The sequence below is a fragment of the Streptomyces sp. NPDC054813 genome (assembly GCF_053611365.1).
Genome location: NZ_JBSHAF010000017.1, coordinates 1 through 24,103, shown reverse-complemented (window position 1 = coordinate 24,103; position 24,103 = coordinate 1). Strand labels below are relative to the sequence as shown.

The following is a 24,103-nucleotide window of genomic DNA, read 5'->3' as shown; positions in this document are numbered from 1 at the left end:
TGCATCCTCGCGGTGGCACCGCCATGCAGCACCGCGAGGGGTCGGTTCCGGCCTAGCCGAAGCGGCCGGAGATGTAGTCCTCGGTCGCCTGGACCGACGGGTTGGAGAAGATGCGCTCCGTGTCGTCGATCTCGATCAGCCGGCCGGGCTGGCCGACGGCGGCCAGGTTGAAGAAGGCGGTGCGGTCGGAGACACGCGCGGCCTGCTGCATGTTGTGCGTCACGATGACGATCGTGAAGCGCTCCTTGAGCTCACCGATCAGGTCCTCGATGGCGAGGGTGGAGATCGGGTCGAGGGCGGAGCAGGGCTCGTCCATGAGCAGCACCTTCGGCTCGACCGCGATCGCGCGGGCGATGCACAGACGCTGCTGCTGACCACCGGAGAGGCCGGAGCCCGGCTTGTTCAGGCGGTCCTTGACCTCGTTCCAGAGGTTCGCGCCCTTGAGCGACTTCTCGACGATGTCGTTGAGCTGGCTCTTCTTGTAGTTGCCGTTCAGCTTCAGACCCGCGGCCACGTTGTCGAAGATCGACATCGTGGGGAAGGGGTTCGGACGCTGGAACACCATGCCGATCTCACGGCGCACCGACACGGGGTCGATACCGGCGCCGTAGAGGTTCTCGTCGTCGAGGAGGACCTTGCCCTCGACGCGGCCGCCGGGGGTGACCTCGTGCATGCGGTTGAGCGTGCGCAGGAACGTCGACTTGCCGCAGCCGGAGGGGCCGATGAACGCCGTGACGGTGCGCGGCTCGATGTTCATCGAGATGTCTTCGATGGCCTTGTGGGAGCCGTAGTAGGCGGTGAGCCCGCTTACGTCGATTCGCTTGGACATTACTTCTTCACTTCCAGGGAGTCGGTCGCTGCAGGCCGGTCAGCGACCGGTCTTCGGGGCCTTCCAGCGGGCGATGCCGCGAGCCACCAGGTTCAGGATCATCACAAAGGCGATCAGCGTGAGCGAGGCCGCCCAGGCACGGTCGTAGCCTGCGCTGGCACCGGCACTGTTCGCGTACTGCTGGTAGATGAACAGCGGCAGCGACGACTGCGCACCCTCGAAGGGGTTGTTGTTGATGAACGGGTTGCCGAACACCAGCAGCAGCACCGGCGCCGTCTCACCCGCGATACGGGCGATGGCCAGCATGACACCGGTGGTGATACCGCCGATGGAGGTCGGCAGGACCACCTTCAGGATCGTGCGCCACTTCGGCACGCCCAGGGCCAGCGAGGCCTCGCGCAGCTCGTTGGGGACGAGCTTGAGCATCTCCTCGGTGGAGCGGACCACGACCGGCATCATCAGGATGGCCAGGGCGAGCGATCCGGCGAAGCCGAAGGGCTGCATGTCGAAGATCAGCATGAGGCTGAGGATGAACAGACCCGCGACGATCGACGGGATACCCGTCATCACGTCCACGAAGAAGGTGACCGCCTTGGCGAGCCGGCCGCGGCCGTACTCGACGAGGTAGACCGCGGTGAGGATGCCGATCGGAGCGCCGATCAGGGTGGCGAGGCCGACCTGCTCCAGGGAGCCGATGATGGCCGCGTAGGCACCACCGCCGGGCTGGGCGTCGGCGACCACACCCATGGAGTGGCTGAGGAAGTAGAAGTCCAGGACCTTCACACCGCGCGAGATGGTCACCCAGATCAGGGAGACCAGCGGGACGACGGCGACGATGAAGGCGACCCAGACCAGCGAGGTCGCGACCCGGTCCTTCGCCTGGCGGCGGCCCTCGACCCGGGCGGCGATGCCGTAGGTGCCGAAGACGTAGAGGAGGGCGGCGATCAGGCCCCACTGGATCTTGCTGTCCAGGCCGCCGACGAGGCCGATGACCACGCCGAGGACGATGGACCCGCCGACGATGGCGTAGGGGGACCACTTGGGGAGGGTGGCGCCTTGCAGGGTGCTGGGGCGCTTGACTGCTGCGGTGCTCATGCGTTGGCCCCCGAGTACTCCGCGCGGCGCTGGATGATCACGCGGGCCGCGCCGTTGACCAGCAGGGTGATGACGAACAGGACCAGACCCGACGCGATCAGCGCGTCACGGCCGTCCGCGGTCGCCTCGCTGAACTTGCTGGCGATGTTCTGGGCGAAGGTGCCGCCGCCCGGGTTGAGCAGGCTGGCGTGGATCGAGAAGTCCGGGGAGAGCACGGTGGCGACGGCCATCGTCTCGCCGAGCGCACGGCCGAGGCCGAGCATCGAGGCGGAGATCACGCCGGAGCGGCCGAAGGGCAGCACCGACATGCGGATGACCTCCCAGCGCGTGGCGCCGAGAGCGAGTGCCGCTTCTTCGTGCATCTGCGGGACCTGGCGGAAGACCTCGCGGCTCACGTTGGTGATGATCGGCAGGATCATGATCGCGAGCAGGACGCCGACGGTCAGCATCGAGCGGGGGGCACCGCCGTCCCAGGAGAAGATCCCGGTCCAGCCGAAGTACTTGTCGAGCCAGCCGAACAGGCCGGTCATGTGCGGCACCAGGACCAGCGCGCCCCACAGGCCGTACACGATGGACGGCACCGCGGCGAGCAGGTCGATCACAAAGCCTATGGTGCCGCCGAGCCTGCGCGGCGAGTAGTGCGTGATGAACAGCGCGATCGCGACGGCGATCGGGACGGCGATGGCCATGGCGATGATCGAGGAGACGACCGTGCCGAAGGCCAGGACCGCGATGCCGAAGGTCGGCGGGATGAGGTTGGTGTTCCACTCGAAAGTGGTGAGGAAGTTACCGTGGTCGCGGTTGATCGCGAGGGCGGCACGGTAGGTGAGGAAGACCGCGATCGCGGCCATGATCACCAGCAGCAGGATGCCGGATCCACGGGAGAGACCGAGGAAGACCCGGTCACCCACCCGGGTGGCACCGCGGGCGTTGCGCTTCTGCTCGGCCGTGCCGGGCTGTGGGGTGGGGGGAGATGCGTCTGTCGTCTGCGTAGATATGTCCATCGGGTTCTCCGGTCTGCGGAGCCGTCCTGAGGGGCGGCTCGGAGGAGCCGCACACCCCGGCTTGTGGGCGTACGGCTCCGGGCGGCGGTGCACCGGACGGTGCGGCCGGGCTCCTCACGGAACTCGGCCGCACTCGCGGATCTTTAGCTCAGGCCCTCGATGGTGGTGCGGACCTTGGCGATGATCTCGTCGGGGACGGGGGCGTAGTCGATCGTGGAGAGGACCTTCTGGCCGTCCTCGGAGGCGATGTAGCGCAGGAACGCCTTGGTCGCCGGGAGGGTGTCGGCCTTGTTGCCCTTGTCGCAGACGATCTCGTACGTGACCAGGGTCATCGGGTACGCACCCTCGGCCTTGGTCTTGTAGTCCAGCTGCAGCGCCAGGTCCTTGCCGGTGCCGACGACCTTGGCGGCCGCGATGTCGGCGGTGGCGGACTCGGTGGACGGGGCGACCGGCTTGCTGGCACCCGTGTCGATGGAGACGGCCTTGACGCCGTCCGAGACGTAGGAGAGCTCGAAGTAGCCGATGGCGCCGGAGGTCTGCTTGACCTGCTGGGCGACACCCGCGGACTGCGGAGCGGACTGGCCGCCCTTGGCCTGCCAGGCCTTACCGCCCGAGTACTTCCAGTTGGACGGGGTGGCGGCGATCAGGTACTTGGTGAAGTTGTCCGTCGTGCCCGACTCGTCCGAGCGGTGGAACGCCTGGATCTTGAGGTCGGGGAGCTTCGCGTCGGGGTTCAGCTTCTTGATCGCGGCGTCGTTCCACTTGGTGATCTTGCTGTCGAAGATCTTGGCGATCGTCGGCGCGTCCAGGACCAGGTTGTCGACACCCGGGACGTTGTAACCGAGGGCGATCGGGCCGCCGACCATCGGGAGGTCGATGCCCTGGCCGCCGGAGCAGATCTTCTTGGAGGCGGTGACCTCTTCCGGCTTCAGCGCGGAGTCGGAACCGGCGAAGGCGACCTGGCCCTGCGTGAAGGCGGTCACACCGGCGCCGGAGCCGGAGCCCTTGTAGTTGATCTGCACGCCACAGGCCTGGGAGAAGGCCTTCACCCAGGCGTCGATCGCGTTCTTCTGCGCGGAGGAGCCGTCGGCGAGCAGCTGGCCCTTGGCGTCGTCGCACTTGATGGAGCTGGCGTTCGCGGAGGCCGAGGAGGTGCTCGAACCGCTGCCGCCACCGTTGTCGTCCGAGCCGCACGCCGTCAGGGCCAGGGCGCCGGAGACAGCGACAGCACCGAGAGACAGGGCGCGCAGCCGGTTCTTGCGCTGAAGCTTCACTTTCAGGGGTTCCTTCCAGGGGCGCCACCTTCGGCGGCGTGCGAAGTAGTCGTGATGGGGTGAGGGCCTCCTGACTGGTCATTTAGGACCGCTCACCGCATCGGGTACGGCCGAAATTAGGCAGAACAGGTGAAGGCGCCGATGGCCATAGGTAAACGGAGGGTGAACCCCTGCCGTCGACCCGGTTAGGTCACGGAACGCTCACGGTGAGGGCACGCCCCGGTTCCGACCGCCGGGTTGCGCGAACATTTATTCGCCGTTCGCCATCACAGCCGTTACGACGTCACAGCGTTCGTTACACCGCACGGGAACCCGTGTGCGACGGACGCCGTCTCGTCCCACGAAAGCCGACGAAAGGCACGGGCATGGAACGGCGTACCTTCATATCGGGCGGGGCGGCCGCCCTCGCGGCGTCCGCACTGACGGGGTGCAGCTCCGGCGGCGCCACCGCATCCCACACGACCGGCGCGCCACTCGCGTCCACATCCTCTCGTACGGCACTGAAGACCACCAGCGCAGCGGCCGCGGCCAACTGGACCGCCCTGGCCCACGCCCTGGACGGCACCCTGATCCGCCCCGGCGACGCGAGCTGGACCACGGCGCACCAGCTCTACAACACCCGCTTCGACGGACTGAAGCCGTCCGCGGTGGCCTACGTGGCCCACGCGGACGACATCCGCACCACGCTGTCGTACGCCCAGGCCCACGGGCTGAAGATCTCGATCCGCAACGGCGGCCACTCCTACGCGGGCTACTCCTCGGGCGACGGCCGCCTGGTCCTCGACGTCTCCAAGCTCAACCGCATCCGGGTCAGCGGCGGCACGGCGGTCGTCGGAGCCGGCTCCAAGCTGATCGACGTCTACCGCGGCCTCGCGGCCAAGGGCGTGACCATCCCGGCGGGCTCCTGCCCCACCGTGGGTGTTTCCGGCCTGGTCCTTGGCGGCGGCCACGGGGTCGCGTCCCGCGCGTACGGCCTGACCTGCGACAGCCTCACCCAGGCGACGCTGATCACGGCGGACGGCACGCAGGTGGTCGCCAACGCGAGCACCAACAAGGACCTCTTCTGGGCGCTGCGGGGGGCCGGTAACGGCAACTTCGGCGTCGTGACCGAGCTGCAGTTCAGGACCCACCCCACCCCGCAGGCCGTGACCGCGTACCTGACCTGGCCCTGGTCCAAGGCGGCGCAGGTCCTCAAGGCCTGGCAGGAGTGGGGCCCCTCCCAGCCGGACGAGATCTGGTCCTCCCTGCACCTGGAGAACTCGGGCAGCGGCCCGCGCGTCTCCGTCGCCTGCTTCTCGATGGGCACGTACGGCGAACTACAGAACGCGGTGGACGCCCTCGCCCACAAGGCGGGCGCCAACGCCTCCTCCGTCTCGCTGCGCCGCCACGGCTACGAGGAGGCGATGGAGAGCTACGCCGGCTGCTCCTCCTTCGCCACCGAGCCCCAGTGCCACCTGCCCGGCTCCACGCCGGGCCGCTCCACGGCGGGCAAACTGGGCCGGGAGACCTACGCGGCCCGCTCCGACTTCTTCGACCGCTCGCTCTCGGCGGCCGGCATCCAGACGGCCCTGCGGCAGATCGGCGCGGTGCGCGGCGGCGCCGGGAGCATCGCCTTCACGGCGCTCGGCGGCGCGGTGAACCGGGTCTCCCCGACGGCGACGGCGTTCGTGCACCGGCGGTCGCGGATGCTGGCGCAGTACATAGTGTCGTGGGGGGCGGGGGCCTCCGGCGGTTCGGGCCAGACGTGGCTGAACGGGGCGCACACGGCGATGAAGCCGTACGCCTCCGGCGCGGCGTACCAGAACTACACGGACCCGACGCTGACCGACTGGAAGAAGGCGTACTACGGGGACGCCTTGACCCGCCTCGGCAAGGTGAAGAAGCAGTACGACCCGGAGCGGTTCTTCTCTTACGCGCAGGGGTTGTAGGGAGGGGTGCCTCGGCTCGGTGAGCACCTGCGGGCCGGTGGGGGCCGGTCGCGCCCGCGCGGCGGAGCCGCACATCGACACAGCCCCGCGCCCCTTACGGGGCGCCGTAGTCGCGTCAGCTACATAGCTGCGGGCAATCGTGCCTCCCCCAGTGCCTCAAGGGCCTGGGAGGTGCCGCCAGGCGGCACGGGTGGGCGCAGCGGCACCTGCCCAGCGCCGGTAAGCGAAACCCCCCGCCCCAGCGCCCACCCCGGCTACGCCGCCAGGTCGCGTTCCTCTGACTCCACCGGCGGACGGGCCCCCGGTACCAACCCCACCGTCGCTGATCGGCGCCGCACCAGCCGGCCCACCCTCGGCGACGACTCCACCGCCTTCATCACCGGCGTCAGCACGGCCGTGGCCAGCGGAGACAGCAGGAGCACGACCGCCGTGCCGAGAGCGAACCCCCCGACCACGTCCGTCGGGTAGTGCACCCCCATGTACACCCGGCAGAACCCCTCCACCAGCGCCAGCCCTATCCCCGCCAGCCCGAACCTGCGGTTCGCGATGAACAGCCCGACGCCCATGGCCATGGTGATCGTCGCGTGGTCGCTCACGAACGAGTAGTCGGTCTTGCCCGAGACCAGGACGTCGAGCCCCTGGTGGGTGAGGAACGGCCGGGGCCGCTCGACGAAACCGCGGATGGGGACGTTCACGAGGACGGCGATCGCGGCGGCGAGCGGCGTCCACACCAGCGCGGCCATCGTGCCCGCGGTGTCCTCGTCCCCCCGGCGCCGCACGGACCACCAGCACCACACCACCAGCAGCACCATCGCGACCAGCAGCCCGTACTCCCCGACGAACTCCATGGCCCGGTCGAACCAGTGCGGTGCGTCCTTGGCCAGGCCGTTGATGTCGTAGAGCAGGTCGACGTCGGGGTTGGATCCGGATTCGGCGAGTACAGCCATCGTGCCTGCGGCCCCTTCGTCGTCGTCCCGGACGCACCTCGTGTGCGTCGCTCGCTGCCACCCCCGTGGTCGGCTACGTCAACAGGAACGCACGGTCCCCATCACTACGTTCCACGTTCCACCGAATGATCACGCAGACGTTATCGAAGAGAGATACAAAGCCCCAGCTCAGGGGGTGGGTTATACGCTCCGTTCACACCGTGGTGGGCAGCGCTTTCGCGCCATCCTCGGTGACCCGGGTGGCCCCGAAGTAGTCGGCGCCGTCGATGGGGTCGAACCGGATGACCGCCCCGGTGTACGGCGCGTCGATCATGTACCCGCCGCCGACATAGATCCCCACGTGGTGAATGGCGCGGGAGTTGGAGAGGTCGGTGGAGAAGAAGACCAGGTCCCCCGGGAGCAGTTCCTTGCGCGAGGGGTGCGGACCGGCGTTGTACTGATCGTTGGCGACGCGTGGCAGTGTGATCCCCACACTCGCGTACGCCGCCTTGGTCAGACCCGAGCAGTCGAACCGGCCGCCTTCCTGAGCTGTGCCGTTGCCGCCCCAGAGGTAGGGGGTGCCGAGCTTGTTCTGGGCGTACTCGATGGCGCCGGCGGCCTGCCTGGTCGGGGAGAGCCGGCTGACGGGCGCGGCGAAGCTGTCCTCGAGCGTGGTGATCGTCTTGACGTAGTTCTGGGTCTCCTTGTACGGCGGCACACCCTTGTACTTGATGACCGCGTACGCCCCTGCGTTGTAGGCGGCGAGCATGTTCTCGGAGATGTCGCCGGGGACGTCCTTGACGTACGAGGCGAGCTGGCAGTCGTAGGAGGCGGCCGACGGAATCGCGTCATTCGGGTCCCAGACGTCGCGGTCCCCGTCGCCGTCGCCGTCGATGCCGTGGGTGGCCCAGGTCCCCGGGATGAACTGAGCTATCCCCTGCGCGGCCGCCGCGCTCTGCGCCTTCGGGTTGAACCCGCTCTCCTGGTAGAGCTGCGCGGCGAGCAGGGCGGGATTGATCGCGGAGCACAGATTGCCCCACTTCTGCACGAGCGTGGAGTAGGCGGCCGGTACGGCTCCCTTGGCCAGTGCCTTGCCGGCACCGCCGGCGCCGCCCAGCAGGTTTCCGGCGACGACGTACACCCCGACGACGAGCAGCATGACGAAGCTCAGCCCGACGCCGACCGCCGCGCCACCGATCACCCATACTTTCCGCACGCCCCAACCCTCCCCCATGTCAGGGCTGTTCAACGCCATTTCGGCGGAGAGTGGCGCTATTTCACAGCAGGACGGCGCACATGACGTCGTATCACCCGGCCACGGCGTCCTTGTACAGCTCGCCGGCCTCGCTCCCGAGCACGACACTGTAGGACGTGTCGGCGGTCGAACCACCCTGCTCGTGGCCGCCCAGTACCCCGACCACCTCATGGTCCCCGTTCACCCAGGGACTCCCGCTGGTGCCCCCGGTGAACTCGGGACAGTCGATCCGCTGCTGGGTGGCGCTGCGGGCGACGGGCTTGTTGGTGCAACTGATGGGCACCTCACGGGAGTCGGGATACCCGGTGACGGTCACGGCGGTGGCTCCGGTGGCCATGCCGCTGACGAACCGGTTGGCCCCGGTCACCTCCTCGACCCTCTTACCACCCAGCTCGTCCACGGCGGCGAAGGCCACATCGCTGTCCTCGTCCTGCCCCTTCGCCCACCCGTCGGGCAGGTACCGCTTCCCCACCTTCCACACCCCGTACGGCGCCTGACCGTCCCGGTAGCCCGGCACGAAGACAAGCCCGGTGGTGTCGTCACCGTCGACGCAGTGCGCGGCGCTGACGATCAGGTCCCGCTGCGGGCTGTGCACGACGGAGGCGGTGCAGAAGTGGTTGCCGGCCAGGCTCCCGGCCTTGTCGGCGCCGAACAGGGCCCCGACCCGCGCGCTCTCCGCGGTCGGCCCTACCACCGCGGTGACCTCGAACGGCCCGGGCCCGTCGTCGGCGGCCGCCACGGAGGCCGAGGTGGCGGCGAGCACGACCGCCACGCCGAGCGCGAGACGGCGCGAGACGGAAGAGATGCGTGAGGTGCGCTTCATCAGCGCCCACTGTCTCCCACAAAGGTGAGAAACGGTTCCCTGCTTCACTGAGATTTTTCTGTGAACCGCGCGACGGGGGAATGACCGCCTGATGCGCCGCGGATCCCTTTCACGCGGGCGGGCCGACAGCCACGCCCCCCGCACGGTCGGACCTCGGACGGAATGCCGGGGGGCTCGCACCTCCGCTCAGAACGTCGTGGTCATCCCGCCGTCCACCGCGATCGTCTGCCCCGTGATGAAGGACGCCGCGTCGCTCGCCAGGAAGACGACGATGCCGGCGATCTCGGCGGGGCGGCCCCAGCGGCCCAGTGCCGTGCGCGTGCGCAGCCACCGCGCCCACTCCGGGTCCTCCGCCAGCTCCGCGTTGACGTCCGTTGCGAAGGTGCCCGGGGCCACCGAGTTCACCGTCGTGCCGCTGGGTCCGAGGTCAGCCGCCAGCGCCCGGGTCAGGCCGTCGAGGCCCGCCTTCGCCGTGGCGTAGGCGACGTCGCCGATGCGGCCGAGCTGGCCGACCACGGACGAGACGTTGATGATGCGGCCCGGGGTGCCTCGGGCGGCGAGCCCCCGGGCCACCGTCTGGCTCAGTGCGTACGCCGAGGTCAGGTGGACGTCGAGGAGTGCGGACAGCTCGTCAGGGGCCATCTCGTGGACTCCGCGCCGGTCGCGGTGGCCCACGTTGTTGACCAGGATGTCGATCGCGCCGAGGGCGGTCACCGTCTCCTCGGCGGCCTCACGGTCGGTGACGTCGAACGCCGCGCCCACCGCGTCGAGACCGTCGTCGCGGAGCCGCCCGGCCACCGCCTCCAGCGTCGCCGCGTCACGGCCGTTGAGGATCACCCGCGCGCCGGCGCCCGCCAGTCCCCGGGCCATCTCCAGGCCCAGTCCGCGCACGGAGCCGGTCACCAGGGCCGTACGCCCGTCGAGCGCGAAGTCCACGCCACCGCTCATCCGGCCACCTCCCGGAGAACCGTCGTATCCGCCGTATCCGTCGTATCGGCTCACCGTATCCGGCGGGTGCGGACGGACCGACGGGCGTCCGGGTACTGGGCGGCGGGGTACCTGGCCGCGGTCACACGGCCTCGACCCCGAGCGGCCACGTCACCCCCGTCATCTCCTCCGACAGCGTCCACAGCCTGCGGGCCGCCACCGGGTCGCTCGCCGCCGGGCTGCGGCCGGCCAGGGCCGGCGCGCCCCGCATCCCGCCCATGCCGTCCGGGCCGACGTAGCTGGCGCCCGGCAGGTCCTGGGTCGCCGCGTACAGCGTGGGGAGCGCGCCGGCTCGGTCGTCCTGGGCGACGAGGAGGTTGCCGAGGCGCATCCCGAGCCGGGCCAGCGGGCTGGCGGTGTGGCTCTGGAGGTTGGTGGCCGCGTAGCCGGGGTGGGCGGCCAGCGCGCGGACCGGGGAGCCGGCCTCCGTCAGCCGGCGCTGGAGCTCCAGGGTGAACAGGAGGTTCGCCAGCTTGGACTGGGCGTAGGCGCGGCTCGGGTTGTAGGTGCCACGCAGATTGACGTCGGCGAAGTGGATCACGCCGTCGCCCCCGCGGTGCAGCCCGGAGGAGAGCGTCACCACCCGGTCCGTGAGGTAGGGCAGCAGCAGGTTCGTCAGCGCGAAGTGGCCCAGGTGGTTCGTGCCGAACTGCATCTCGAAGCCGTCCCTGGTGGACTGCTCCGGGAGCATCATCACGCCCGCGTTGTTGATCAGAAGGTCCAGCGGGCGGTCCCAGCCCGCCGCGAACTCCCGTACCGAGGCCAGGTCCGCCAGATCCAGGCGGCGCACCTCCGTACTGCCGTTCACCCGCGCGGCGGCCGCGCGCCCGCGCTCCGGGTCCCGTACCGCGAACACCACCTGCGCACCGGCCCGGGCCAGCGCGTCCGCGGCAGTGAAGCCGATGCCGCTGTTGGCACCGGTGACCATGGCCGTACGGCCGGAGAGGTCGGGGAGGTCGGATGCGTTCCATGTGCCAGTCTTCTTCGCCATGCCCGTCAATGTAGGCGTCGACAACAATGCTGTCAATGACAACAAAGATGGCAACGCCAACAAAGCTGACGGTGCCAACAAAGCTGGCACCGCCAACATCCGGGTTACGATGACCTTCATGCCGCAAAGCCGCCCCTACCACCACGGAGACCTGCGCGCCGCCCTGCTCGCCAGCGCCGAACGCACCCTGCGCGAGAAGGGCGCCACCGCGCTGTCCCTGCGCGAACTGGCCCGCGACATCGGCGTCAGCCACGCCGCACCCGGCCGGCACTTCAAAGACAAGCAGGCCCTGCTGGACGCGCTCGCGCTCAGCGGGTACGACCGCCTGCAGCGCGCCCTGGACGCGGCCGACGACCCGGCCGCCCCCCTCGAACCGCGGGTCAGCGCACTGGCCCGGGCCTATCTCACCTTCGCGGTGGACCACCCCGAGCTGCTGGAGCTGATGTTCGCGCGCAAGCACGACCCGGAGAGCTCCGTACAGACCGCCGAGGTGATCGACGCGTCCCTGGGGTCCTTCACCCGGCTGGTCGCCGACGCGCAGGCCCGGGGCGAGATCGTCGAGGGCGACCCGGAACGGCTCACCCTCGTCGCGGCCGCGAGCATCCACGGCCTCGCCGCCCTCATCGCCGGTTGCGCCCTGCCGGCCCAGGAGGCCCTGGCCGGACTCGACGAACACGTCCACCTCGTACTGCACGGCCTGAAGCCCCGATAGGCCCGACAGGCCCGCAACGGTCGGAAACGGCACGGCAAATGCCCGTCTGACACGTCCTCAATGCACCGTCAACGCGCATTGAGCCCCTGCCGCGCGCACCCCCCAGGTCAATCGGACCCCAACTTCCGGCCATCCGCGGCCCAATGATCAGTAAGCCCCGGCCGTCCTTCAGTAACGCGGAAGTCAGGATTCCGAAACCCACCTTGTTGTCGCGTACTGAACAACGCGATGGTCGTCGCGGGCCGCCGCCCCCACCGGCAACCACACCGGTGGCCCCCACCCGCAGGCCTCTGTCCCCCTCTTCCAGGAGGCTGTACGTTGCGTACGACCACCCCCAACACCCCCCACATACGCGGCAGATGGCGCCGCGTCGGCTCGGCAGCCGCGGCCACCGCCGCCCTCCTCGTCGCCGGGCTCGGCACCGCGGCGCACGCCACCGCGGCCACCCCCACCACGACCCACAAGGTCAGCGCCAAGGCCATCGCCGCCCAGGTCGCCAAGGCCCATGTGCAGTACGAGAAGGCCGGCTGCGGTGCCACCCCGAAGAAGGGCTTTGCCGCGTGCAACGCCCTGCGGGTCACCGGCGGCACCACCGCCTTCATGGAGAAGCAGGCCGCGCTCAAGGGCGTGACGCCGAAGACCGTCAAGCCGAACGCCGCCTCCGACTCCCCCACCGGATACGGCCCTTCGGATCTCCAGTCGGCCTACGGCCTGGTCTCCGCCGCCGCCTCCAACGGCTCGGGCGAGACCGTCGCGATCGTCGACGCGTACGACGACCCGAACGCCGAGGAAGACCTCGCGACCTACCGGTCGTACTACGGCCTGTCGGACTGCACCACCGACAACGGCTGCTTCAAGAAGGTCTCCCAGACCGGCTCGACGACCTCCCTCCCCTCCGCCGACAGCGGCTGGGCCGGCGAGGAGTCCCTCGACCTCGACATGGTCAGCGCGACCTGCCCGAACTGCAACATCCTGCTCGTCGAGGCCAAGTCGGCCTCCGACGCCAACCTGGGCACCGCGGTGAACGAGGCCGTCAAGCTGGGCGCCAAGTTCGTCTCCAACAGCTACGGCGGCAGCGAGTCCTCGTCGGACACGACGTACGACACCTCGTACTACAAGCACGCGGGCGTGGCCATCACCGCGAGCGCCGGTGACGAGGGCTACGGCGCCGAGTACCCGGCCGGCTCCCGCTATGTGACCGCCGTCGGCGGCACCGCCCTGAAGACCTCCTCCACCAGCCGCGGCTGGACCGAGAGCGTCTGGAAGACGTCCAGCACCGAGGGCACCGGCTCAGGCTGCTCGGCCTACGACGCCAAGCCGACCTGGCAGACCGACACCAGCTGCTCCAAGCGCATGATCGCCGACGTGTCGGCGGTCGCCGACCCTGCCACCGGCGTCTCCGTCTACGACTCCTACGGCGCCGACGGCACCGGCTGGAACACCTACGGCGGCACCAGCGCCTCCTCGCCGATCATCGCCTCGGTCTACGCCCTGGCCGGCACCCCGGGCAGCAGCGACTACCCGGCCGAGTACCCCTACGCGGCGGCCGGCACCTCCGCCCTGAACGACGTGACGAGCGGCAACAACGGCTCGTGCTCCACGTCGTACTACTGCACCGCCAGGTCGGGCTACGACGGCCCGACCGGCTGGGGCACCCCGGAAGGGACCGACGCCTTCACCGGCTGAGCCCCGACCGCAGGACCTCCCCGTCGGGTCACGGGGAGCCGCCACCGTGAGGGGGACGTGGGGTCCCCTCGGCGGCACGCAAAGGGAAACGGGTCACGGCAGCCGGCCGTGACCCGTTTTTCCGCGTTCCTGGCCACCTTGGTAACTCCCTTGAACTGCCTGTGAGTTGAGTCAAGTGCCTGTCACCCGCAAGACAACGGGCGGCCATCGACGAGTCACGCGAACGCCTCGTTCGGCAATGCGGAAGTCATGATTCCTGAAGCCTCTTGTTGTCGCGTACTCAACAAAGGATTCTCTTCGCGGGCCGCCGCCCGACCGCCGGGGAACCCGCACCGACGGTCTTTCGCACCGCAACGCAAGAGATCGCACCACAACGCAAGAGGTCTCACCAGATCGCACCCGCACCGCCCCTGTTCCCACCCCGTACCGGAACTCAGGAGGCTGCACGCATGCGTTCCACTCCCCCCAACAGACCGTCCATACGCGGTAGCTGGCGCCGCATCGGCACAGCGGCGGCGGCCACGGCCGCGCTGCTGCTCACCGGATTCGGCACCGCCGTCCAGGCCGACGCGGCATCTTCCGTCTCCTCCACCAAGGTGACCTACACCGCGACCCCCTGTGCCACCCCCAAGCACACGGGCGAACTCGCCTGCAACTCCTACCGCGTCACCGGCGGCCTCACCGCCTACCAGAAGCAGCAGGCCGCGAAGACCGGCGTCACCCCCAAGGCCGCCGACGCCGCCACCCCCTCCGGCTACAGCCCGACCAACCTCCGGGCCGCCTACGGCCTGACCTCCGCCGCCGCCTCCAACGGCTCGGGCGAGACCATCGCGATCGTCGACGCGTACAACGACCCCAACGCCGAGTCCGACCTCGCGACCTACCGCTCGTACTACGGCCTCTCCGCCTGCACCACGGCCAACGGCTGCTTCAAGAAGGTCAGCCAGACCGGCTCCACGACCTCGCTGCCCTCGTCCGACGCCGGCTGGTCCGAGGAGATCTCCCTCGACCTCGACATGGCCTCCGCGATCTGCCCGAACTGCAACATCCTGCTCGTCGAGGCGACCAGCGCCACCATGGCCAACCTGGGCACCGCGGTGAACGAGGCGGTCACCCTGGGCGCGAAGTTCGTCTCCAACAGCTACGGCGGCAGCGAGTCCTCGTCCGACACCTCGTACGACTCCTCGTACTTCAACCACACCGGTGTCGCCATCACCGTCTCCGCCGGTGACGAGGGCTACGGCGCCGAGTACCCGGCCGCGTCGAAGTACGTGACCTCGGTGGGCGGCACCAAGCTCTCCACCTCCTCCACCACCCGCGGCTGGACCGAGACCGTCTGGAAGACGTCCAGCACCGAGGGCACCGGTTCCGGCTGCTCCGCCTACGACGCCAAGCCCACCTGGCAGACCGACACCAGCTGCACCAAGCGCATGATCTCGGACGTCTCCGCGGTGGCCGACCCGGCGACCGGCGTCTCCGTCTACGACTCCTACGGCGTCACCGCCGGCTGGTACACCTTCGGCGGCACCAGCGTCTCCGCCCCCATCATCGCGGGCGTCTACGCCCTGGCCGGCACCCCGTCCAGCGGCTCCTACCCGGCCAAGTTCCCCTACAGCTACGCCGGCACCTCATACCTCAACGACGTGACCAGCGGCAACAACGGGACCTGCACCACCTCGTACTACTGCACCGCCACGACCGGCTACGACGGTCCGACCGGCTGGGGCACCCCGGAGGGCGTCACGGCCTTCGCGGGCTGAGCACCCGTCACCGACCCAGTGGACCCTGGCATCGGCCGGGGTCCACTGGCCTTTTCCCCGTGACTACCGTGAGAACATCGTCTCGACCCCTCACCCGACCGGCCCCCATCAAACGTGCCAGGTCATAAAGGGGGTCAACGACGGAACCACACGACAGGTTCCGCTCAGGCCTCATTGCCCGGCGTGACCTGCCGTGATACACAGAGTGACCGTACGAGCCTTTCGTACGAAACCCGCCAATCGATGACGTCAAGTCGACATACTCCGGCGACGTTTTCGGCGAGAATGATGCGTGACCTCTGCACCCGGCAGGGGCGAACGGAACTACCCACCAGGGGCGGTGACTTACGTGTTCTATGCGGCCGACAAGGGAGACATCAACACCATCATCGGCGGGATCGCTCCGGACTGGGGCCCCTTCGGCAGCCTGGGCAACGAGGCGAAGACGATGATCCAGGTGGTCATGGCCGTCGCCATCCTGCTCTGCCTCGGCATCGCCGTCTGGGGCGCCGCCAAACAGCGCATCGGCGCCACGGCCCTCCGTGACACCTTCAGTGCCGAACAGGGCAAGGGCCTCATCATCGCCGGACTGACCGGAGTCTTCATCATCGGCTCACTCGGCACCCTGTTCACGATCGTGTACGGCATGGCCGTCTAGCCAATCTGCACCTCCCTTTCCCCCGCTCCGAGGTTGCGTTTCCCTGATGTCGAGTCACCACACCGCGCCCGCGCGGGAACCAGCACGGCTACCGTCGTACTGCTACGCGTTCCGGTACGACGTGGAGGGGGAGTACGCGGCATGAGCCTCGGAGACGAGCCCGGCTACCCGGAGACGGGCCACACCCGCACCCGCCTGCCCGAGAGCGACCCGTACGGCGGCGCGTCCCGCCGCGGCGGCCGCTCCTCCTCCAGAAGCCTGGTCACGGTCGTCGGCGTGGTCGTCCTCCTCATCGCGGCGATCGCCTTCGCGAACAGGGGCGGGGGCGACGACTCGTCATCGGCGACGGGCACCGGAGGCGGCACCGGCAACGGGGGCCGGCCGACGACTTCGTCAACGGCAGCGAGCGGCACGAAGCCGGTGGAGACAAAGAACACCGAAGGCATCCCGACGGGGTTCGCGCACAGTGCGCAGGGGGCGCAGAGCGCGGCGGCGAACTACGCGACGGTGCTCGGCTCCGACAGCATGTTCAACACGGCCGAACGGCATGCGATCGTGCAGACCATCGCCGATCCCGCCACGATGAACAGCCTTCAGACCGGCTTCGACGCCGACTACTCGGCCGATTTCCTGAAGAAGGTCGGCCTCAACACCGACGGCTCCGCTCCCTCGGGCACCACGTTCGTCGACCGCACCCTGCCGGTCGGCACCAAGGTGACGTCGTACAGCGACAGCGCGGCCACCGTCGAGGTCTGGTGCAACGGTCTGTTCGGCATCGCGGGCAACACCTCGACCACCCCCGTGACCAACAACTGGTTCACCGTCACCATGAAACTCGGCTGGAACGGTGGTGACTGGAAGGTCCTGGAGTCCAGCCAGAAGACCGGCCCGACTCCAGTCACCGGCGACAACCCCGCGTCCGGGTCCGACGAGATCAGCAAGGCGGTCCAGGAGTTCGGAGGGTTCACCTATGCTCGCTAGCCAGCAGCACCGTGCGCTCAAACTGACCGGCCTGGTGGCCTCAGCGCAGGCCTCCCTCATCCTCCTGGCCGGCCAGGCCTTCGCGGCCCCCGTCCCCTCCACGAGTCCCTCGCCCACGACCAGCAGCGACTCCTGCGGACTGATCGCCGGCCCCGCCAAGAAGTACTGCGAGAACGACAGCGGCACCAGCGGAAGTGGTGGGACCACCGACCCCCTAACCTCCACCCTCGACCCCCTCTCCTCGCTTGCTCAGGGGTGTGCCAAGGCTGCCTCCTGGACCGTCGACAAGCTCAGCGACGCCGTGAAGGAGACCGCGAACGTCGACTTCACGAACGAGAAGTTCCTCCAGCAGTACGCCGTCGTCTTCGCCGCGTCGACGATCCTCACGCTCCTGCTCTGGCTCCTGGCCGTCGCCAAGCGCGCGGTGCGAGGCGTCCCCCTCAGCACCGCCATCTCCGAAGCCGTCGGCTTCCTCTGGCTGACAGTGCTGGCGTCCGCCTTCACACCCCTCATCCTCTACACCGTCGTATCGGCCACCGACGGCGTCACCGACGTCCTCGCCAAGACCACCGGCAACCAGACGGACACGTTCTTCGGCACCTTCTCCGGCGCCCTCAGCAAGGGCGACGACATCGGCGGCGGCCCGATCATGCTGATCGTCGTCTCCCTGGTCAGCATCCTCGCCGCCGGAGTGCTGTGGCTGGAGCTCGTCATCCGGGCCGCCCTGCTCTACGTCGGCGCCCTCCTCGGCACCGTCGTCTACGCCGGCCTCGTCGACAAGAACCTGTGGGGCCACGTCCGCCGCTGGGCCGGCATCATGATCGCCGTCATCCTCGTGAAGCCGGTCATCGTGATAGTGCTCGGCCTCGCCGGCGCCCTGTCCTCCGACGGCGGCCCCGACGCCTTCTCCGCCGTCGTCTCCGGCCTCGCCATAATCCTGCTCGCCATCTTCGCCAGCGCGATGATCTACCGCTTCGTCCCCGGCTTCGGCGACGAGATCGCGGCCGGCCGCAGCAACCGCATCATGCAGGGCGCCGAGGGCAAGGCCGCCGCCGTCATCAGCAGCCCCGCCAACCTGGTCGCCCAGGGCATCAGGACGCACAGCGCCCGCGCCGACAACAACGGCGGGGGAGGAGGAGGCCAGGCCCCCGGCTCCTCCGGTGCCCGCCCGTCCAACCCGGCCTCGGGCGGCGTCGCCGCGCACAGCACGCGCACCCCGAACGGTGGTGGCGGCGGATCTGTCCCCTCCGCCGCACCCGCACCCCGCGCGCCCAGCCCGATGAACAGCCCGCACGCAGGCAACACCCGCAACAACAGCTCGGGAGGTGAAGGGCGTTGACGACCGAGTCCCATCTGTCCCATCCGGTCACGCCCCGCCGTACGTATCTGATCGGCCGCGCCCGGCCGAACGCGATCGTCGGCCGGAACCGTGAATCCGGCGAGATCGTGCTGATCATCGCGGGCGCGTTCCTCGGCATGATGTGCGGGCTCCTCGTCCCGGTCCTCTCCCTGCGGATCGTGCTGCTCATGGGCTTCCCGCTGCTCGCGCTGGCCGCGGTCTACGTGCCGTACAAGCGCCGTACGTTCTACAAGTGGTTCGAGATCAACCGCAGTTTCAAGCGGACGCTCCGCCAGGGCACGGTCTACCGTTCCACGGCCGCCGAGGCCGGCACCCGGATCGACGGCCGTGAGGTCGAGATCGGTCCCCCTCCCGGTATCGGCCGGATCAGCTGGCTCGCCGCCCCGTTCGGCCCGGACGAGATCGCCGTCCTGCTGCACGCCGACCGCAAGACGGTCACCGCCGCCATCGAGATCGAGGGACCCGGCGTCGGCCTGCGCGACTCCGAGGACCAGGAAGCCCTCGTCGACCGCTTCGGCACCCTCCTCAAGCACGTGGCCAACGGCGACGGCTTCGTCACCCGCCTCCAGATGCTCGCCCGCACCCTCCCCGCCGACCCCGACGCCCACGCCAAGGACGTCGCCCAGCGCGGTGACGAGAAGGCCCCGGGCTGGCTTTCGCAGTCGTACGACCAGCTGCAGTCCATGGTGTCCACCAGCAGCGAGCAGCACCGCGCCTACCTCGTCGCCTGCATGCACTACTCCCGCGAACTGGCCGCCGAGGCCCAGGCGATGGCCCGCGCGGCCCGCCCGCAGTCCGGCCGCAAGCTGGACCGCGACGCCGGTCTCGCGGTCGTCATGGCCCGCGAGCTCACCGACATCTGCTCCCGCCTCCAGGAGGCGGACATCCGCGTCCGCCAGCCCCTCGGCCAGGGCCGGCTCGCCTCCCTCATCCACTCCATGTACGACCCGGACCACCCCATCGACCACATCCAGGCGATGACCCAGCGCAACGCCTGGCCGGCCGAACTGGACGCCATGGAGCCGACGTTCCTCCAGGCGAAGACCCGCGAGTCCAGCACCCGCGCGCCCTGGTGCCACGCCACGGCCTGGGTGAAGGAGTGGCCGATGACCCCCGTCGGCGTCAACTTCCTTGCGCCCCTCCTCGTCCACACCCCCGACGTCATCCGCACGGTGGCCGTGACGATGGACCTCGAACCCACCGAGGTGGCCATCGAGCGCATGCTGACCGAGAAGACCAACGACGAGGCGGAGGCGTCCCGCGCCGCCAAGATGAACCGGACCGTCGACCCCCGCGACATCGCCGCCCACAACCGCCTCGACCAGCGCGGCGAGGACCTGGCCAGCGGCGCGGCCGGCGTCAACCTGGTCGGCTACATCACGGTCTCCTCCCGTACCCCGGAGGCCCTCAACCGCGACAAACGCACGATAAGGGCGTCCGCCGGAAAGTCGTACCTGAAACTGGAGTGGTGCGACCGTGAGCACCACCGCGCCTTCGTGAACACACTTCCCTTCGCCACCGGAATCCGAAGGTAGAGGCTGATGCGCTGATGAGGGACCCGCTGTCCGTCCTCACCGAAGCCTTCACGTCCTTCCTGTTCGGGAAGGTCGAGACGACCCGCTCCCCGGTCCGCACCTCCACCGGCCAGGCCCAGGCGGTCTACCTCCCCACCGCCGCCCCCGGCCTGGGCGACTCGGGCGTGATCATCGGCCGTGAGGTGTACTCCGGCAAGGGCTACATCTACGACCCGTTCCAGCTCTACGGCCAGCAGCTCCCGGCCCCGCACTGGCTGGTCCTCGGCGAGTCCGGCAACGGCAAGTCGGCCCTGGAGAAGACCTACGTCCTACGGCAACTGCGCTTCCGGGACCGCCAGGTCGTCGTCCTGGACGCCCAGGGCGAGGACGGCGTCGGCGAGTGGAACCTCATCGCGGAAGAGCTGGGGATAACACCCATCCGGCTCGACCCGACGGCGGCGCTGAACCACGGCATCCGCCTGAACCCGCTGGACCCGTCGATCACCACCACCGGCCAGCTGGCGCTGCTGCGCACCATCATCGAGGTGGCGATGGGCCACGGCCTCGACGAACGCTCGGGCTTCGCCCTCAAGGTCGCGCACTCGTACGTCAACGAGACGATCCTGGACCGCCAGCCGGTCCTGATGGACATCGTCGAGCAGCTACGGCACCCCGAGCCGGAGTCCGCGGAGGCGATGAACGTCGCCATAGACGACGTACGGGCCTGGGGCCTGGACGTCGCCCTGGTCCTGGACCGCCTGGTCGACGGTGACCTGCGCGGCATGTTCGACGGCCCGACCACGGTCGGCATCGACCTCGACGCGCCCCTCATCGTCTTCGACCTCTCCCACATCGACCGCAACTCCATCGCCATGCCCATCCTGATGGCGATCGTCGGCGTGTGGCTGGAGCACACCTGGATCCGCCCCGACCGGAAGAAGCGCATCTTCCTGGTCGAGGAGGCCTGGCACATCATCAACAGCCCCTTCGTGGCCCAGCTCTTCCAGCGCCTGCTGAAGTTCGGCCGACGGCTCGGCCTCTCCTTCGTCGCGGTCGTCCACCACCTCTCCGACGTCGTCGACGGCGCGGCGGCGAAGGAGGCGGCGGCGATCCTGAAGATGGCGTCGACACGGACGATCTACGCCCAGAAGGCGGACGAGGCGCGCGCCACCGGCCGGGTACTGGGCCTCCCGCGCTGGGCGGTGGAAATCATCCCCACCCTCACCCCCGGCATCGCCGTCTGGGACGTCAACGGCAATGTCCAGGTGGTCAAACACCTGATCACCGAGACAGAGCGCCCGCTCGTCTTCACCGACCGCGCGATGACCGAGTCGTCCGCCGACCATCTCGCCGCCGCCGACGACGCCCTGCGCGCCGCCGAACTGGAGGCGGAGGAGCGGGCGGCGGCCTTCGTCGAACAGCACCTCGGCGACTCGGAATCGACGGTGGCGTAGGGAGGACCCGATCGTGAGACCGGACCCCCGGCAGGAGCGCGAACAGCAGAGCGGCGGCGGCATCCCCGACGGCCTGCTGATCGGCATACTCGCGTTCCTGCTCGGCATCACGGTAATGGTGTGGACGGCGACCGGCCTGGCGGCCTGGTTCTCCCACGGCGCCTGGCCGTCGACCGTCGACCTCTCCCACACCCCCCTCGCGATGCGCCACCTCGTCGGCGAACCGCACGACATCACGGGCGCCTGGCCGGACACACCGCCGGCCCAGCTGTCGGGATGGGGCCTGTTCTGGGGCCTGTTCATCGGCCAGCTGATGATCCTGCTGGTCCTGACGATCTTCGTGATGGGCACGGTGGCGAGATGGCGTGCGGGGAGAAGAAGACGGACGGCGGAGAAGCTCGGGGATACGACAACGCCGGTCCCGGAACCCCGCACAGAACCGGAACCCCGCACAGAACCGGAACCGCGGCAGACGCCGACCGCCCCCGAGACGATCGTCCTGGAGTCAACGGTCCCGGAATCCGGAGTCGAACACGCAGCTGGAGTGCACACCGGCGCGACCCCCGACGGCTTCTACGCTCACCCCTCTGCCAACGGTGAACGAGTGGGTGGGTGGGCGAAAATCCACATCGCACCCAAGGACACCCGCCGCACCACCGCAACCCAGGCCGTCCGCGACGCGGACGGCCCCACCCTCGTCGTCACCTCGAACCCCGCCCTCTGGTCCGACACCAAGGACGCCCGGGCCAAGCTCGGCCCGGTCCTCCTCTACGACCCCAACCACCTCTGCGACACCCCGGCCCGCTTCCACTGGTCCCCCACGGCCAACTGCGAGGACAAGCAGACCGCGGTCCTGCGCGCCCAGGCACTCCTCACCCCCGTGAAACCCACCGCCAAGATCGACCAGGCGGTCACCGACACGGCCGAGACCCTCCTGCGCAGCTACCTCCACGCCGCCGCCCTGGAGAACCGCACGGTCCGCCACGTCCACCGCTGGGCACAGGGCAGCGGCGTCCAGGACGCCGTACGAACCCTCCGCACCCACCCGAAGGCGGCCCCCGGGGCGGCCGGCGAACTCGAAGCCGCACTCACCTCCCACCCCGAACGCCGGGACATCGCACAGGAGTTGACGGCCCGGGCGCTCGCCGCCCTCTTCACGGTCAACATCCGCGAAGCCTGCACACCCAACCGATCCGATGCCCTCGCCCTGGATTCCTTCGTGGCCGAAGGGGGCACGCTTTATGTGGTCGGTGAATCCATCGAGGACCCCAGGACCAACCCCGGCGCGATGCCCCTCCTGACGGCCCTCGTCTCCAGCGTGGTCGAGCGCGGCCGGCGCATGGCCGAACGGTCATCCTCCGGTCGGCTCGACCCACCACTGACCCTGGTCCTGGACGACGTCGCGGCCGTGGCCCCGCTCCCCCAGCTCCCCGATCTGCTCGCCACCGGCGTCGACCAGGGCCTGCCCACCCTCGCGCTGCTCCGCTCCCACGAACAGGCCCGCTCCCGCTGGCCCCACCGGGAACTGCCGGTCCAGCCGACTGCCTAGGACGGCCACTCCAGAACGAACTCCACCTCGTTCTCCGTCTCGTCCTTGACGAACGGCAGGAGTACACCGCTCGGCACGAACCCCGCCTTGCGGTAGGCCCCTTGGGCCCGCGCGTTCTCCTGGTGCACCAGCAACCGTACCCGCTCGGCACCCCGTTCCCGCGCCCATGCCACACCAGCGTCGAACAGCGCCTTGATCAGCCCGCTCCCACGGTGCTCGGGCCGCACGAACACCCCGACCACATGCCCTTGCCGCCGCTCGACCCGGGCTCCGGCCCAGTCCGTGGACCCGGCCTCCTCGACGAGGACGGTCACACTCCCGGCCCATTCCCCGTCCGCCGCCTGGGCGATGAACTGCCGCGCACCGCTCGGTTCCTCGGCCGACCGCGCGGCCCGCTCCTGGTAGAAGGAGTCCGGCCGGCCCACGGCGTCCTCGTAGGTCTCCAGGAACGCGATACGCGCCACCGGGTCCCGCAACGCGACCAGCCGCAGCCGCTTCACGTCCTCCCACTCCTCGGCCCGTATCGCTCGAACAACGTAATCACCGCTGGTCATCGCACTCATGTGGCCACGGTAGCCGCCACCGCCCACCTCGCTCACCTCGTTTACGACGCTCACACAGGGCCCGCTGTCAGTGCCCCCGCCTACTGTGGACGCCATGACGACTCTGCCGAACCGACCGAACACCGCCCTGCTGATCGTGGATGTGCAGAACGGGGTGGTGGACAGCTCCCACAACCGCGACGAGGTCATCGCCAACATCAACACCCTGATCACCAAGGCCCGTTCCGAGGCGGTCCCGGTGATCTGGATCCAGCACTCCAGCGACGAACTGAAGCCGGACAGCGCCCCCTGGCAGTACGTGCCGGAGCTGACCCGTGAGGAAGCCACCGAGCCCCTCATCCACAAGCGCTACGGTGACTCCTTCGAGGACACCGAGCTGGAGTCCGCCCTGGCCGAACACGGCGTGGGCCGCGTGGTCGTCACCGGCGCCCAGACCGACGCCTGCGTCCGCTCCACCCTGCACGGCGCGATGGTCCGCGGTTACGACGCGACCCTGGTCGGCGACGCCCACACCACGGAGGACCTCACCGCGTACGGTGCGCCGGCGCCGCAGCAGGTCATCTCGCACACGAACCTCTACTGGCAGTGGCAGGAAGCCCCCGGCCGAAAGGGCGGCACGGTCGACACGGCGGACGTGACGTTCTAGCCGGACCATGCCCGTAAACGCAGAAAGGCCCACGCCATAACGGCGTGGGCCTTTCTCAAAATTTGTTCGGCGGTGTCCTACTCTCCCACAGGGTCCCCCCTGCAGTAC

Annotated in this window: 21 protein-coding genes; 11 read left to right on the top strand and 10 right to left on the bottom strand. The window is 69.4% G+C overall.

All coding sequences use genetic code 11. From position 1 onward, the window contains the following. Window positions 1-52 precede the first annotated feature (52 nt). The 4 genes from pstB to pstS form a co-directional block, all read right to left on the bottom strand. Window positions 53-829, bottom strand: coding sequence for a phosphate ABC transporter ATP-binding protein PstB (pstB, locus tag ACWGJB_RS30400; protein ID WP_351708834.1), 777 nt, complete (start codon window positions 827-829; stop codon window positions 53-55). Window positions 830-868: 39 nt separating this feature from the next. Next, window positions 869-1,924 carry a phosphate ABC transporter permease PstA gene (gene pstA / locus ACWGJB_RS30395; RefSeq protein ID WP_453383255.1) on the bottom strand — a complete coding sequence of 352 codons (1,056 nt, stop codon included), beginning with the start codon at window positions 1,922-1,924 and terminating at the stop codon, window positions 869-871. After that, on the bottom strand, window positions 1,921-2,928 hold the full coding sequence (pstC, locus tag ACWGJB_RS30390; protein ID WP_453383254.1) for a phosphate ABC transporter permease subunit PstC: 1,008 nt from the start codon (window positions 2,926-2,928) through the stop codon (window positions 1,921-1,923). Before pstC ends, pstA begins: the two co-directional genes overlap by 4 nt. 143 nt (window positions 2,929-3,071) lie before the next feature. Continuing rightward, window positions 3,072-4,202, bottom strand: a complete 1,131-nt coding sequence (gene pstS, locus ACWGJB_RS30385) for a phosphate ABC transporter substrate-binding protein PstS (RefSeq protein ID WP_453383253.1) — start codon at window positions 4,200-4,202, stop codon at window positions 3,072-3,074. Window positions 4,203-4,567: 365 nt separating this feature from the next. Here pstS and ACWGJB_RS30380 point away from each other — a divergent pair, with 365 nt between their 5' ends. Beyond that, entirely contained in the window at window positions 4,568-6,130 is a 1,563-nt protein-coding gene (locus ACWGJB_RS30380) for an FAD-binding oxidoreductase (protein WP_453383252.1), read from the top strand. A 254-nt stretch (window positions 6,131-6,384) separates the two neighbouring features. On the opposite strand, the gene ACWGJB_RS30375 is transcribed toward ACWGJB_RS30380, so the two are convergent. The 5 genes from ACWGJB_RS30375 to ACWGJB_RS30355 form a co-directional block, all read right to left on the bottom strand. Further along, window positions 6,385-7,077 carry a phosphatase PAP2 family protein gene (locus ACWGJB_RS30375; protein WP_453383251.1) on the bottom strand — a complete coding sequence of 231 codons (693 nt, stop codon included), beginning with the start codon at window positions 7,075-7,077 and terminating at the stop codon, window positions 6,385-6,387. Between the two features lie 193 nt (window positions 7,078-7,270). Then, window positions 7,271-8,290, bottom strand: a complete 1,020-nt coding sequence (locus ACWGJB_RS30370; protein ID WP_453383451.1) for a C40 family peptidase — start codon at window positions 8,288-8,290, stop codon at window positions 7,271-7,273. A 73-nt stretch (window positions 8,291-8,363) separates the two neighbouring features. Continuing rightward, window positions 8,364-9,134: a trypsin-like serine peptidase gene (locus tag ACWGJB_RS30365; RefSeq protein ID WP_453383250.1), complete on the bottom strand. Its 771-nt coding sequence runs from the start codon at window positions 9,132-9,134 to the stop codon at window positions 8,364-8,366. Between the two features lie 186 nt (window positions 9,135-9,320). Beyond that, entirely contained in the window at window positions 9,321-10,082 is a 762-nt protein-coding gene (locus ACWGJB_RS30360; RefSeq protein ID WP_453383249.1) for an SDR family oxidoreductase, read from the bottom strand. A 121-nt stretch (window positions 10,083-10,203) separates the two neighbouring features. After that, a complete protein-coding gene (locus tag ACWGJB_RS30355; RefSeq protein ID WP_453383248.1) occupies window positions 10,204-11,112 on the bottom strand; it encodes an oxidoreductase in 909 nt (302 codons plus the stop codon). A gap of 109 nt (window positions 11,113-11,221) precedes the next feature. Between ACWGJB_RS30355 and ACWGJB_RS30350 the strand changes: the two genes are divergently transcribed. The 9 genes from ACWGJB_RS30350 to ACWGJB_RS30310 all read left to right on the top strand — a co-directional run bounded on the left by ACWGJB_RS30350 (window position 11,222) and on the right by ACWGJB_RS30310 (window position 22,786). After that, complete coding sequence (locus ACWGJB_RS30350) at window positions 11,222-11,824, top strand: TetR/AcrR family transcriptional regulator (RefSeq protein WP_453383247.1); 603 nt, start codon at window positions 11,222-11,224, stop codon at window positions 11,822-11,824. 318 nt (window positions 11,825-12,142) lie between these two features. Further along, window positions 12,143-13,510 carry a S53 family peptidase gene (locus tag ACWGJB_RS30345; protein WP_453383246.1) on the top strand — a complete coding sequence of 456 codons (1,368 nt, stop codon included), beginning with the start codon at window positions 12,143-12,145 and terminating at the stop codon, window positions 13,508-13,510. A gap of 449 nt (window positions 13,511-13,959) precedes the next feature. Then, entirely contained in the window at window positions 13,960-15,270 is a 1,311-nt protein-coding gene (locus tag ACWGJB_RS30340) for a S53 family peptidase (protein WP_453383245.1), read from the top strand. Between the two features lie 349 nt (window positions 15,271-15,619). Next, window positions 15,620-15,928: a hypothetical protein gene (locus ACWGJB_RS30335; protein WP_351328461.1), complete on the top strand. Its 309-nt coding sequence runs from the start codon at window positions 15,620-15,622 to the stop codon at window positions 15,926-15,928. Between the two features lie 141 nt (window positions 15,929-16,069). Then, window positions 16,070-16,909 (top strand): hypothetical protein, encoded by an 840-nt coding sequence (locus ACWGJB_RS30330; protein ID WP_453383244.1) that lies wholly within the window; start codon window positions 16,070-16,072, stop codon window positions 16,907-16,909. Then, complete coding sequence (locus tag ACWGJB_RS30325; RefSeq protein WP_453383243.1) at window positions 16,899-18,248, top strand: hypothetical protein; 1,350 nt, start codon at window positions 16,899-16,901, stop codon at window positions 18,246-18,248. The genes ACWGJB_RS30330 and ACWGJB_RS30325 overlap by 11 nt, the downstream gene beginning before the upstream one ends. After that, window positions 18,245-19,804: an SCO6880 family protein gene (locus tag ACWGJB_RS30320; RefSeq protein WP_351328465.1), complete on the top strand. Its 1,560-nt coding sequence runs from the start codon at window positions 18,245-18,247 to the stop codon at window positions 19,802-19,804. The genes ACWGJB_RS30325 and ACWGJB_RS30320 overlap by 4 nt, the downstream gene beginning before the upstream one ends. Before the next feature lie 14 nt (window positions 19,805-19,818). After that, complete coding sequence (locus tag ACWGJB_RS30315; protein ID WP_453383242.1) at window positions 19,819-21,237, top strand: ATP-binding protein; 1,419 nt, start codon at window positions 19,819-19,821, stop codon at window positions 21,235-21,237. Between the two features lie 13 nt (window positions 21,238-21,250). Beyond that, window positions 21,251-22,786, top strand: coding sequence for a type VI secretion protein (locus ACWGJB_RS30310; protein WP_453383241.1), 1,536 nt, complete (start codon window positions 21,251-21,253; stop codon window positions 22,784-22,786). Here ACWGJB_RS30310 and ACWGJB_RS30305 read toward each other — a convergent pair. Beyond that, the gene (locus ACWGJB_RS30305; RefSeq protein WP_453383450.1) at window positions 22,783-23,340 is read right to left on the bottom strand and encodes a GNAT family N-acetyltransferase; all 558 of its coding nucleotides are present in this window, start codon (window positions 23,338-23,340) and stop codon (window positions 22,783-22,785) included. The genes ACWGJB_RS30310 and ACWGJB_RS30305 overlap by 4 nt on opposite strands. A gap of 103 nt (window positions 23,341-23,443) precedes the next feature. Between ACWGJB_RS30305 and ACWGJB_RS30300 the strand changes: the two genes are divergently transcribed. Then, complete coding sequence (locus ACWGJB_RS30300) at window positions 23,444-23,995, top strand: isochorismatase family protein (protein WP_453383240.1); 552 nt, start codon at window positions 23,444-23,446, stop codon at window positions 23,993-23,995. Window positions 23,996-24,103 lie beyond the last annotated feature (108 nt).